Annotated in this window: 12 protein-coding genes and 1 pseudogene; 5 read left to right on the top strand and 8 right to left on the bottom strand. The window is 40.4% G+C overall.

The window, feature by feature from the left end:
* Nucleotides 1-8 precede the first annotated feature (8 nt).
* The 4 genes from QTA56_RS01265 to QTA56_RS01250 are packed head-to-tail and all read right to left on the bottom strand — an operon-like array spanning nucleotide 9 to nucleotide 4,407.
* Nucleotides 9-800: a 2-keto-4-pentenoate hydratase gene (locus QTA56_RS01265; protein WP_267979142.1), complete on the bottom strand. Its 792-nt coding sequence runs from the start codon at nucleotides 798-800 to the stop codon at nucleotides 9-11.
* Complete coding sequence (gene mhpA / locus QTA56_RS01260) at nucleotides 797-2,512, bottom strand: bifunctional 3-(3-hydroxy-phenyl)propionate/3-hydroxycinnamic acid hydroxylase MhpA (protein ID WP_267979141.1); 1,716 nt, start codon at nucleotides 2,510-2,512, stop codon at nucleotides 797-799. Before mhpA ends, QTA56_RS01265 begins: the two co-directional genes overlap by 4 nt.
* A gap of 17 nt (nucleotides 2,513-2,529) precedes the next feature.
* Entirely contained in the window at nucleotides 2,530-3,534 is a 1,005-nt protein-coding gene (locus QTA56_RS01255) for a VOC family protein (protein ID WP_267979140.1), read from the bottom strand.
* Nucleotides 3,535-3,546: 12 nt separating this feature from the next.
* A complete protein-coding gene (locus QTA56_RS01250; RefSeq protein WP_267979139.1) occupies nucleotides 3,547-4,407 on the bottom strand; it encodes an alpha/beta fold hydrolase in 861 nt (286 codons plus the stop codon).
* A 220-nt stretch (nucleotides 4,408-4,627) separates the two neighbouring features.
* Here QTA56_RS01250 and QTA56_RS01245 point away from each other — a divergent pair, with 220 nt between their 5' ends.
* Nucleotides 4,628-5,914 carry an OmpP1/FadL family transporter gene (locus QTA56_RS01245; RefSeq protein ID WP_267979138.1) on the top strand — a complete coding sequence of 429 codons (1,287 nt, stop codon included), beginning with the start codon at nucleotides 4,628-4,630 and terminating at the stop codon, nucleotides 5,912-5,914.
* Between the two features lie 51 nt (nucleotides 5,915-5,965).
* Here the strand turns inward: QTA56_RS01245 and QTA56_RS01240 are convergent, their stop codons facing one another.
* Nucleotides 5,966-6,430 (bottom strand): DUF2147 domain-containing protein, encoded by a 465-nt coding sequence (locus tag QTA56_RS01240; protein WP_267979137.1) that lies wholly within the window; start codon nucleotides 6,428-6,430, stop codon nucleotides 5,966-5,968.
* Between the two features lie 190 nt (nucleotides 6,431-6,620).
* Here QTA56_RS01240 and QTA56_RS01235 point away from each other — a divergent pair, with 190 nt between their 5' ends.
* The 4 genes and pseudogenes from QTA56_RS01235 to QTA56_RS01220 all read left to right on the top strand — a co-directional run.
* The gene (locus tag QTA56_RS01235) at nucleotides 6,621-7,700 is read left to right on the top strand and encodes an amidohydrolase family protein (RefSeq protein ID WP_267979136.1); all 1,080 of its coding nucleotides are present in this window, start codon (nucleotides 6,621-6,623) and stop codon (nucleotides 7,698-7,700) included.
* A gap of 16 nt (nucleotides 7,701-7,716) precedes the next feature.
* Nucleotides 7,717-8,670, top strand: coding sequence for a fumarylacetoacetate hydrolase family protein (locus tag QTA56_RS01230; RefSeq protein ID WP_267979135.1), 954 nt, complete (start codon nucleotides 7,717-7,719; stop codon nucleotides 8,668-8,670).
* A gap of 17 nt (nucleotides 8,671-8,687) precedes the next feature.
* Entirely contained in the window at nucleotides 8,688-9,125 is a 438-nt protein-coding gene (locus QTA56_RS01225; RefSeq protein WP_267979134.1) for a DUF2147 domain-containing protein, read from the top strand.
* A gap of 67 nt (nucleotides 9,126-9,192) precedes the next feature.
* Nucleotides 9,193-9,282, top strand: a pseudogene (locus QTA56_RS01220) (IS1595 family transposase); the annotation flags it as partial.
* Between the two features lie 332 nt (nucleotides 9,283-9,614).
* On the opposite strand, the gene QTA56_RS01215 reads toward QTA56_RS01220, so the two are convergent.
* The 3 genes from QTA56_RS01215 to QTA56_RS01205 form a co-directional block, all read right to left on the bottom strand.
* A complete protein-coding gene (locus tag QTA56_RS01215) occupies nucleotides 9,615-10,655 on the bottom strand; it encodes a PDDEXK nuclease domain-containing protein (protein ID WP_267979133.1) in 1,041 nt (346 codons plus the stop codon).
* Nucleotides 10,656-10,777: 122 nt separating this feature from the next.
* Nucleotides 10,778-12,169 (bottom strand): DNA repair protein RadA, encoded by a 1,392-nt coding sequence (gene radA, locus QTA56_RS01210; protein ID WP_267979132.1) that lies wholly within the window; start codon nucleotides 12,167-12,169, stop codon nucleotides 10,778-10,780.
* Nucleotides 12,170-12,354: 185 nt separating this feature from the next.
* Nucleotides 12,355-13,068 carry a response regulator gene (locus QTA56_RS01205; RefSeq protein ID WP_267979131.1) on the bottom strand — a complete coding sequence of 238 codons (714 nt, stop codon included), beginning with the start codon at nucleotides 13,066-13,068 and terminating at the stop codon, nucleotides 12,355-12,357.
* Nucleotides 13,069-13,070: the final 2 nt, after the last annotated feature.

Raw genomic sequence — 13,070 nt, 5'->3', positions numbered from 1 at the left:
ACTGCTTCCTATACCAACTGGCAACTGATCGTGCCCAAACTGCCAATACGTGCGCTCACAAGATCACCCGCTTTCACATTCACCATAGGCCCTAATGCACCCGATAAAATGACCTCACCCGCTTTTAAGGAGATACCCCGTTCCGCCATTGTTTTGGCTAACCACCATGCTGCCTTGAGCGGATGCCCTAAACAGGCTGCTCCAGAACCGACGGAACGTATTTCACCATTGACATCAAGCTGCATACCTGTTTCAGCAAAACTCACTGAACCAATCGCTACAGGTTGGCTTCCCAACAGATACAGACCACAAGAAGCATTATCTGCAACGGTATCCTCTAGGGTAATTTTCCAGTCCTGAATGGCACTATCTACAATTTCCAAAGCAGGTACGGCATAGGCTAAGGCAGCCAAAAACTCTCCCCAAGATGGGGCTTGACCTGATAAATCTTTACCGAGAATAAAGGCAATTTCCGCTTCGATTTTAGGCTGCATGAGTTGGCTAACGGGAACGGCATCACCGTCCAGATATTCCATATCATCGAACAAAATCCCAAAATCTGGCTGATCCACACCAAGCTGCTGTTGCACTGCTTTTGAGGTCAGACCGACTTTCTTACCAATAATTCTTGCACCTTGACTGACTTTATATTCAGTGTTGATTTGTGCTACAGCATAGGCTTCGTCCAACCCTGATACTTGATAAGTCTTGGTGATCGGGGCAATCGTTTGTCTAGATTCACGCGCCTCTCTCAGTGCTTCGGCTGCGGCATGTAAATGCGATTGTGTATTTAAGCTCATGCGCTCACCCCACCGATTTCCAATTGCTGCTGTAATTGCTGAATCACCGCATTGATTTCTGCCTGCTTAGCGACAGCAAAGGTAAATCGGTCTGGGCGTAATAATGCGACGGGTTGATTGTGACCTGTTTTACGTAACCAGTTCACCATATTGCCCTCGATATCTTCCACTTCCAGCACATCAGGGTTTAGGTTGGTTGGCGTATGGTTTTGTGGACGTTCCGCATAGGGGTATAGCGTAATCAATTGACAACCCAACTGTTTGAGCAATTGTTTAGAGGTCTGCGACAAGGCTTGACTTGGGTCTACGCCCAGACCAATGAGGGCATAGCCATCCCCTAATAAAGCATCCAGTAAGATTTGTTTGCCATCAAAACCTATGACCTTTGGCTGTGGGGATAGTGTTCCCTCTGGACTAGAGCGATGCTGACGTGGTAAACCAAAATACTGCCCTTTAGTATAAATAGGTTTTGGCTTAAAGCCGCCCTCCTGCCCCCATTCTTTGAGTTTAGGCGTTGCAAGCACACCTTTAATCACGCCATCACGGATTTTTCCGACCACTGGATTGGTCATTGAAACAAGGTCTTTTAATAGCACTGAACCCTGAATCATAGCTTTGGCATGGTCACGGCGTTCACTTTCATAACTATCTAACAGTTTTTCGCCTGCCTGACCATTGAGTACCGCACTAAGTTTCCAACCCAAATTACCTGCATCACGAATACCAGAACTTGCACCTTGTCCCATAAATTGTGGAGTCATATGCGCAGCATCACCTGCCAAAAGTACACGTTTATCTCGCCATTGATTGGCAACCAAAGCATTAAAGGTATAAACCAGTTTACGCTTTACTTCGAAATCATCAGGATTTACGAATTTGGATAACAACATGCGTACCGTTTCAGGCTGCTCCATATATTCTTTGGTTTGACCTTTTTTCAGCATAAACTCAAAGCGATGGAATCCATCAGGTTGTACACAACTCACAACTGGCAAATCGGGGTCTACCACAAAATTAAAATAAGGTAAGTGACGTAAGCCTTTATTGCGGTCTTTTTGCTTTAAATCCACCACGAGCCACGGCTCTGGGAAGTTTTTTCCTGACATTTCAATGCCAAGTTTGGCACGCACTGTACTGCGTCCACCATCTGAACCGACCAAGTAACGAGCAGTGACTTGCTGAATATCGCTATCACCCTGTGCTTCGGTTTTGACATCAGACTCATCACTAAAACGATAAATTTGTGTGGCTTGATGAATCACAGTGACACTATTTTCATCCTGATTAAAATTAATCAGTTCACGTCCACGCAAAATTTTAACGTTTGGATATTTGCTTAAAGCATTGGTTAAAGACGTTTCTAAATACGGCTGATAATAGAAATTCACCACCGACCAACCGAATGGACGTTTTAGCGGCTTGTATTGTGCAATCACAGTGCCATCTGGACGTACCAGTTGCACAGGCGTATCCAGTAGCATATCTTTTTGCAGCTCTTCCGCCATATCAATCGACTGGAAAATACGCATACACTCATCATCGGTATAGACCGCACGAGCATTACCATAAAATACAGGTTCACGTTCCAACACCAACACCTGATGTCCACGTTTGCCTAAAATATGTGCCAATACCAATCCAGTTGGTCCTAGTCCTGCAATCACTACATCTACATTTTCTGATGTTGATTTTTTTAATTTCTGACCTGTCATGTTTAGAACCCCTAAAACTAGATGGGAGAATATTCAGGATGAATCACGGTAGAGATTCCCTGCTTTAAATTACCTAAATTGGTAGAGAGCATATAAATTTTGCTCGGATTCTCAGGTTTATGTCCCCATGAACTGATTGCAAAATATTTCGTGGTTTGCCATGTTTTTTCATCGACAACCAACGGTGCCCAACCCAACTCAATCTCAAAACCTGATGGGCTAATCACATAAAAAGACAATTCCTTGTCATTTGGATGCTGCCCAATCTCATGCGCCATTTCATAGCCAAGCTGTTTACAACGCTGAAAGGCATTGGATAAATCATCTAAAGACGCACCCTGTAAATTCATGTGCTGTACTTTGCTGCGAATCGGGTCAAGATTAACTTCTCGTGTGGTGGCAATTGCAACGGAATGATGACGCTCATTCAAACGCAGGAAAGTAATATCCAGCGTCACGCCACTGATGACTTGCTCAATATAATCACTGACACGGGCATCAAAAATTTCCTGCCAGAAACGCTGCATTTTTACAGGCTTGCGAGAGGTAATCGCCACATGCCCCATACCCCCAGCACCTGTGACAAAACCACTCGACAACATATTCAGGGGTTCATCACTCAGCTTGGCTTCAACAAACAGCTCGATATTCTGTCTTTTCGGCCCAACAATGCGCCAAAACTGTTTAACACCTCGCTGCTCTGCCTCAGCCTGCGTACTTTTTTCAACGGCAATATCACGTTCAGCCAAGCGTCCAAGAATAATATCTAGGGTGTTTTGATCTTTAACCTGCCAACCCAATGCGACAAAATCTTCTGATTTTCCTTTTTGCACCATCAAGCGTTTGGCATGATTGTCCATACGAAAGCTGAGTTCATTAATTAACTTTTCATCTGCATTAAAATGCAGTCCCAGCCCTTGTTGCAGAAAAGTTTTCCATTCTTGTAATTTATTGGATTCAATCACCGCATAACCCATGCGTACTGAACCAAAAATATCCTGATCTACTGTGGTGCTATTCATATGCTCACCTTTTCAAACATTGCTCTGTCTGGCAAAGAAATTTAGACTCAACTGGTTAAATTCGTCCGCTCTTTCCCACTGCACCCAGTGGCCTGTATTGGCAAATAAATACACATCACAATTCGGCATGATTTTCTGTAAAGTCAGTGCGCCACTTGGACGATTAACCAAATCATTCGCTCCCCAAACCACCAAAGTCGGGACTTTGCATTTTTTCAGTCGGGAATCACGAGTGAAGTCCATGCGAATCGCCCCTTTTAATCCCGTAGGTCGTCTTAATGGCGGTGCTGCAACAACCTCTGGATCAAGACTGGCTTGGAAACGTTCACGAATCACGCTTTCTGGAACCTGACTGCCATCGAATACGAGGTATTCACGGATAAAGGTTCTCAGCTTGTCCATACTTGGACCTTTGCCACCGTAGTAATTTAATAGGCAGTTCAGACCTTTAGTTGGTAAGCCTTTGGTGGTATTGATACCGCCAGGTCCCATAAGCACCAGACTGGCAACTCGGTGTGGTTGTTCTAACGCCATGCGTAAACCACATGCGCCACCAAGCGAATTGCCAATGATGTGGACTTGCTTAATTTTTAGCGCATCCAGTAAACCCAGCATGGCATCCGCCAAATCACCAAATGGATCATCACGGTTTACGCCTTTTGAAGACTGACCATAACCCTGCATATCAGGAATCAGCACACGATATTTTTTTGCCAATGCGTCAATATTTTTAGAGTAATTCGATAAGCCAGAAGCACCTGGCCCACCGCCATGCAACATCAGGATCGGAAAGCCCTCACCTTGTTCACTTAAGAAAATCTGTCTTTGACCAAATTTAACCACTTGGGATGTCAATGTATGAGCGTTTGTCATGTTGTCTTTCTCAAATACTTGTTACAGTTAATTTGAACATTATTGTTCAAATTAGTCAATATTTGTTCATATTATTAAAAACTATAGATTTCAAAGGGATATATTTTTTATAAAAAAATATTCAAATAGAGCATGGCAAAATATAAATTTTACAAATAAATTGCATTTTGAACAGTTTTGTTTAATATTTTATATTCATGTAAATTTCAAGGATGTTATCGTGACTGGATCACTTAAATCAAAATTAATATATATTGCACTGCTCAGCCCTGCTTCTTTAAGCCATGCATCTGGTATTTTTATCGATACACAGACTGCGGCTGGAGTTGGCTATGCTTTCGCAGGCTCATCAGCACTTGCCCAAAATGCCAGTGTGGTTGCCTATAACCCTGCCGCCATGATGGGCTTAAGTTCAGGCCATTATGTATCAGGCTCAGTTTCCTATGTGGAAGCCAAGACTGAGTTTAAGGGAGAAAATAATTCATCCATTTCACCCATCGTTCCAATAGGTCGTGTAGAAGCCAGTATTGATCGAAAATTTGCTATTCCAAGTGCTCAATATGTGTATCGCAGTGAGCAACCATTTGCTGTGGGGATGAGTGTGTCTCCACTTTATGGCAATAAAGGCGAATGGGATGAGGATTTTGTTGGGCGTTATAAAGGATTAAAAACCGACGTCACTGGGGTGAATGTAAATACCTCATTGGCTTATGAGATTAATCCTCAAGTCATGATTGGGTTGGGACTTAATTATCTCGATTTTGATGCCACCCTCACCAGAAAAGCAGCTCCCCTGATCAATACCAATCCACCCGCTTATCTGGGCGATGCTCAAGGTGAATTGAAAGGTGATGGACATGGCTGGGCAGGAAATATTGGGTTATTTTTAAGACCTACAGACAATCTGGATTTAGGTTTGACCTATCGTTCTGAAACAAGCCTAAAACTGTATGGCGCACTGACCGTCACCACACCAGTTGCAACGATCAACAATCCTGCAACAGTAGAAATTAAGATGCCGCAGAGTGCGAGTGTGGCAGGCGCCTATCGTTTGACCCCAAAATTGACAGGTCTTGCAGAATTCACTTGGTATGATTGGTCAGTCTTGCCAGAATTCAGTGCCATCAATCCTGAGACTAATGCGGTTGTCTATGAGGAAAAACTCAATTTTAAAGATGGTTTAAGATCGAGTATTGGTGCGCTCTATCAAATCACCCCTGCGACACAGCTTCGCTTCGGTATGGCTTATGATAAATCCGTAGTTGAGTCATCCTCTGATCGAACAGTTCGTTTTCCAGATACCGACCGAATCTGGCTTTCTTTGGGTGCAGGCTTTCAAGTGACGCAAAACCTAAGTATGGATGTGGGTTATTCACATATCTTTGCCAATGAGGCAAGCATAGAAAGTCCAACAGTGGTGGCAGGTAAGCCAACGATGCAAATCCTAAAAGGGTCTTTTGACACAAAAGGCGATATCGTTTCACTGCAATTAAATTATAAATTTTAATAACATAAACCCGCATAAAATGATGCGGGTTTTCTCTTTATCAATTCAATCCTAGTCCATTCTCATCCAGACCTGCGTTCGGCCTAATGCGGACGTGCCGATATAGCCACGTAAATTAATTCTTGTGACACTGGCATTGGTTTTAATTCTGCCCTTATACACATTGCCACTCATCGGATCAATGATATGACCATCATTATATTCATCAGCTTTGTTCATATTTTTCTTAAAACCATACAGGATTTTCATCCCTTTCAATGGCGTGTCTTTTAATTCACCTTTACATCGAAAACACTTATCTGTAAAAGCTGTAGCGTGACCAGGCAAAGGATAGACCTCCTCAATTTTGCCCTCATAACTCCCATCATTATTTTGGTAAATGTTGACCTTAGCCCTTGCGTAGCCACTCTTGTCATCAATTGCTTTCCACATGCCCGTAATATCTTGCGCCCATGTCGATGCTATAAAAAAATTGCATAGAAAAACCTGCATAAAAATGATACCAATTGATTTCATAAACTTTTTCCTTGTCATTAGAATTGCCTTTAAAAAAATTATGTTATTTAGCAATTAAAATAATACAAAATTATTAAACACAATTGTTCAATTTTAATCACTATTGATCTAATATAAGCATATTGAAATTTGTTGTCTAGAAATACTAGCGACCAAGCAAAAAATTTAAGGCTCTTTTTGAGGATCAATTATGACCAACACAATATTTCAGCAAGGAAGAATTGACGTACATCATCACATTGTTCCTCCAGTTTTTAGAGAAGCCATGCTCAACAAAGGCATTGATAAAGTTGCTGGTGCACCATTGCCTGTCTGGACACCCGCTCAATCCATTGACATTATGGATCAGATCGGTACAGAAACCGCGATTGTCTCCTTATCCGCACCAGGTGTTTATTTTGGAGATGTACAGGAAGCATGTAGCTTGGCACGTCAATGCAATGAATATACAGCGGAAATGCGACAAGACTATCCAAACAGATTTGGTTTCTTTGCTGTGCTGCCGATGCCATTAACGGCTGAAGCCTGCAAAGAGGCCATCTATGCTTTAGAAGTGCTTAAAGCGGATGGGATTGTGTTATTGGGAAGTACCAATGGTATTTTTCTTGGAGACAGTCGTTTTGAAGAACTCATGTTTGAGCTTAACAAACGTAAAGCCATTGTGTTTATTCATCCAAATTTGCATCAGACCAGTGAAAATTTAGGTCTCAGCACACCTGGATTTATTCTTGAATTTTTACCCGATACCACACGTGCAGCGGTCAATCTAATTACCTCTGGCGTGATGGAGCGCTATCCAGATATCCAGTTTATTCTCGCGCATGCAGGAGGTTTCCTACCTTATGTTGCATGGCGAGTCTCACTAGGTAACCTAATGACTGAAATGAATAAAAATGCACCTCAAGGCATCATGGCCTATATCAAGCGTTTTTATTTTGATACCGCTTTATCGCCATCACCTTACGCCATGTCAGCATTAAAAGAACTGGTGGGCACAGACAGAATTTTATTTGGTAGCGATTTTCCATTTGCACCTGCGCCTGTATCGCATATGCAAGTTAAGACACTTGGAGAACTGAGTATTTTTAATGAAGCTGATCATTATAAAATTCAGAGAGCGAATGCGCTCAGCCTGTTCCCTCAATACCAAAAAGCCAATGAAGAAGCCAGTCCACGCCCAATTTATCAACAGGAATCTTTTGGCAATAAATTTAAACGCTGGATGACCCAGCCAATTATTGCCATCGCGGAAAAGAAACGTTCAAAATAAGATTGGGGCATTTATTATGGCTTTACATATTGTTCATTTTATTGATTCTCAACACAAAAAACGTTGGGGGCTCATTCAGAATGATGAAATTATGTGCTTTCAGCATGACTTTGCAAGCACTCAGGCAATCATTGAATATGGCATTCCACAACTGGCAAAATTGGCAACTGAAAGTAAGGAAAAATACTCACTTAATGAGATTGAATTACTGAGTCCAATTACCCATCCATCGCAAATACTCTGTCAGGGTGCCAATTACCGCCAGCATATGCTTGATTCAGGCATCAATCCTGATACCCAGTCATTTAATATGTTTTTTACCAAATCATTGGCATCACTTCATGGACCAACAGGATGGATTGAAAAACCAAGTCATGTTGAGTTATTGGATTATGAAATTGAATTGACACTGGTATTAGGCAAAAAAACGCAAGGCTGTGTCAGCGTTACCACAGCAAACCTACATGAATATATTGCAGGGATCTGTATTGGCAATGATGTTTCAGCCCGTGACATCCAGATTCCGCAAATGCAGTTTTATAAAGGCAAAAGCTACCGTACTTTCTGCCCGCTTGGTCCTGTTTTGTGTTTAATGAATAAGGAGGAAATGCATTATCTAAATAAGTTACAACTGCGTCTAAAAGTCAATGGTGAACTCCGTCAGCAAGATTCGACCGAGAATCTGGTGTTTAAGCCTGCTGAAACATTGACTGAATTCTCCCAGATTACCAATTTTGAAGTGGGTGATGTGCTCATGACAGGCACACCATCAGGCTGTGCATTGGGATTACCCTCTGCCACGCTGATTAAAATGACGGGTCTTTTACCTGAAAAATTGAAATGGCAATTGTTTAAGAAAAGCCAATCTAGACGCTCCCAATATCTCAAAATTGGCGACCAAGTCGAATCTCATATTTTTAGTGCTGATGGCAAAATCAATTTAGGCTATCAAAAACACACCGTTTGTTAAGTAGAGAATTCATTGTTATGAAAAAATATTTGTTTTTATGTTTACTGGTATCTTACTCCATTAATTCCTTTGCTTCAGATCAACTCAATGGGACTGTATGGCAAACCATGGATGATGAAACCAATCAACCTCGAGCTTTGGTAAGATTTAGTGAAGATAAAAATGGTGCACTCTCAGCGACCATCGAAAAAATTCTGGTTGCAAGTGAAGCCAATCAATGTAGCAAGTGTGAGGGTCCTTACAAGAACAAGTCATTGAACGGACTGGCGATTGTTAAAAATTTAAAAAGCTCAGGTCAGAACAAATATGGTAATGGATCAATTTTAGATCCTAAAACAGGTAAAACTTATAGCTTTAATGCGACATTATCACCTGATGGTAAAAAGCTTAGTGGACGTGGTTATATCGGTATTTCTGCGCTTGGCAGAAGTCAGACTTGGTATCGGATTAAATAAGATAAAAATGAATGGGGCTTAGGAAGTTAAGCATATTAAAAAATAAGGCAACTTCCTTATATAAAAGATAAAAGCAAAAAATAGACACTATTTCCGTTCCAGAATCACAGAGGCAAAACTCAGGCAGATCATTCGCTTTTTTGCCATAGATTTTAGTCAACTGGTAGAATTTTATACTTGGGAATATCAAATTCCCAAGAGTTCTCTAGAGTTTTTCCACATCGTATAAATCCAAAGTTTGATGAGGGATAGGTTGAGAGGTAAGCATATAGATAAAAAATAAGCCCTTGCAATAACAAGGGCTTATTTAGATATTTGGCGGAAGCGGTGTCAGTCACATTAAGAAATCAAATTATTGATTAATAAATATAAAAATATTTAAATTTAGTTTTTTACTACTATTTTTACTACAAAAAATTCCACCAACTCGTTTGTTCAATACTTGTTCATTATAAACTAAATTGCTGTGAATAGCCTGATAACTACCCATTAATCATCACCCTCAGCTTGCTCATCATCAATCAACTCAAATTTTCTTAATTCATTGGATACTAAAGTTTGCAGTTGATCTTTAGGTAATAGTAGTTGGTACTCAGCCACCCCGATAGGCTTACCTACATCTTGCAAAGCAATTTCCACATCTAAATGATCTTTATCGGCACAAAGAATAATACCGATAGACTGATTCTCGTTTTCAGATTTTTCTAACCGATCAAGCAGTGATAGATATAGGTTCATTTTACCAACATATTCTGCTTTAAAACTTCCTATCTTGAGTTCAATCGCAACAAGGCTTCGTAAGCCACGATGAAAGAACAGCATATCGACAAAATATTCTTTACCGTTATATTCCAGTCGGTGCTGATTACCAATAAAGGTAAATCCCTTACCAAGTTCCAGTATGAAATATTTAATTTTTTCAATCAAACGTCTCTCTAATTCCAGCTCTTTGATAGGCTCAGTAATTCCTAGAAATCCAAGATTATACTGGTCTTGGAATATCTCATTGGCATAGCCTGCATGAGTTGCGGGAAGCGTGTTATTAAAATTGTTCGATTTTAACTGGGTCTGTGTTTGACCATACATATCCATTTTTATAGCATTAAGCAATAAATCCCTTGACCAACTTTTTTCAATGGTTTGTTGCATATACCAATGGCGGACTTCTTTATCCTTAATTTTTTCCATCAATAAGATATTGTGTCCCCACGGCAATTTTGCAACAGCCTGTTGCAAAATTGAAGTTTCTGGATACTCCAAAGCAAAACGTAACATATAACCTAAATTTCGTTCTGAAAAACCTTTTAGGCTTGTAAATTCATGTTGTAAATCTGCCGCTAGTCGTGGAATAACCTTTGCCGACCAACCCTCCTGCTGTTGGCGTTCAGCAATCATTTTTCCTGTTTGCCAGTAAAGCAATATCATTTCAGCATTTACAGCAAGAGCTGCTCGTAACCGTGTTTGTTGTATTACATTTTTTATATCAGCGAATAATGACTGGTATTTTTCGATTGCTATTTCATTGCTCATAAAAGAACCTAATCAGATCAGCATCTATCTTGGTAAATTTGGCATAACAACTTGATTCATTGCTTTATCCATGACGACATGAAAGCATAGCATAAGTTGAACCAAAGGCTTTTTACTGCTGCTTAATTTACAACCAAAGCAACATTTTCAAAAACTATCTGTAAGACTTGGTATAAATATTCCACAGCAATCACTTTTATAGAGTCCAAAGAGTGTTTTGGCTGATTCACTTTGGGGACAACGATAATCTTGAATCCATTCTTTTGTGCTTCCTTTATACGTTCCTGTGCATTGGGTACAGACCGAATCTCACCAGACAAGCCTACTTCACCAAACACTGCCATATCATGAGGCAAGGGTTGGTTTTTCAAGCTGGATACACAAGCCAGCAAAACTGCTAAATCTGACGCTGTTTCTGTAATTTTCAATCCGCCCACAATATTGACATAGACATTATGTTTAAGAATATCTACTTTGGCTTGTTCTTTCATAATGGTCAGCAGCAGCGACAGGCGATTATGCTCCAGACCTAAAATAAGCTGTCTAGGTGCAGTTTCTGTTTCACTCACCAAAGCCTGTACTTCAACTAAAAATGGTCGTACACCATTTCGACTGACCATGACAACAGAACCAGCAACTGCCTCACCATAGCGATCCAAGAAAATTGTTGCTGGGTTGATGACTTCCTTTAGCCCCTGATCTGTCATGTCAAATACACTTAGCTCATTCACCGCACCAAAACGGTTTTTAACCACCCTGAGCATTCGATACTGTAAGTCGCTTTGTCCCTCAAAATGCAAGACACAATCAACCATATGTTCAAGTACTTTTGGCCCTGCCAATTCTTTCTCTTTGGTGACATGCCCAACAATCAGTAAAGATATTCCTGTATGCTTGGCAAATCGGGTTAAAATTGAAGCTGATTCTTTAATTTGCGACACATTTCCTGAAGCCGCAGGAATAGACTCTGTATATAAGGTTTGAATAGAGTCCAAAATCACCATAGAGGTTTTTTGTTCCGTTAATATTTCGCAAATACGCTCTACCTTTGTTTCTGCCATGACATCAAGTTTGTCCAGTGGCAGACCCAATCGTTTAGCTCGCATGGCAACTTGTGACAGTGACTCCTCCCCAGTGATATATAAAACGGATTGATTTTCTGCAATATGGGTTGCTGTTTGTAAAAGTAAAGTTGATTTGCCAATGCCAGGGTCACCACCAATTAACACCACTGATCCAGTGACCAGCCCACCGCCTAATACACGATCAAACTCATCAATACCTGTTGAACACCTAAGTTCCTGATTCATCTTCACCATATTTAATTTGGTAATATGATGTTGTTGTCCTGCATAGCCAGAATGACTTAAACCTGCTGTAGCTCGATGTTGAGCCTTTCGTTCAACTATTGTTTTACTGATACTATTGAATGCTCCACATTGAAGACACTCTCCAATCCAAATATCCTCCTCCTTGCCACATTCACGGCATACATAAACTGTAATTTTAGCCATAGTAAAACCTCTATTTTTCAATCGCCAAAAGCACCCTATCAAGTTGAATTTCCAATCTCAAGTAAGGCAGTGAAATAAGGGGAATTGGTTGAGAATAGAGGGAAAAAATATTTTTATTTAAGCTTTATAGAATAGTTTTTAAGCTGAATTTTCAGATAAAATTACATTAAAAATGATCTAATCTTTTAATGATTAAAATTAATAGAACAAGTAAATCTTAGCCCAATGCCTGTAATCGTTTGAATGTATTTAGGCTCAGTTGCAACATCACCAATTTTATCTCTTAACTTTTTAACTAAAATCCGTAAGTAATGAGTATCTTCAACATGGGTATTGCCCCATAGCTCTACAATAAGCTGTTTTTGTGTGATAATTTTCCCCTGATAACGTATCAATAAAGCAAGAAGCTGAAATTCTTTTTTGCTTAAGGACAACTCTATACCATTTAATTTGACTAAATGTTCAGCTACATCAATGTATAAATAACCATCATCAAAAATAATATGCTGTTCAACCTTAACAGGTTTATCCCGAAACAATACCCGAATCCGTGCAGCCAACTCCTGAATACTAAAAGGTTTGGTGACATAGTCATTTGCACCTGCGTCAAGTAGCATCACTTTCTGCTGTTCATCAGGTCGGGCAGACAAGACGATAACAGGTGCATCCGACCACTGTCGCAATTCAAGTAATACTTCTTTGCCATCCATATCAGGTAAGCCTAAGTCCAAGATCACCAAATCTGCCCCTTGTGTTGCTAGCACTTCCAATCCTTTGAGACCATTTTCAGCAAGCAAAAGATGATAACCTTGTGTACGTAAGGCAATATCCAGAAATTTACGAATCTGGGGTTCATCATCAATAATCAGAATCGAACCTTGTACAACATGATGCAACATGA

The sequence above is a fragment of the Acinetobacter thutiue genome (assembly GCF_030385805.1).
Taxonomy (GTDB): Bacteria; Pseudomonadota; Gammaproteobacteria; order Pseudomonadales; family Moraxellaceae; genus Acinetobacter; species Acinetobacter corruptisaponis.
This window is presented reverse-complemented; position numbering and strand designations above follow the sequence as displayed.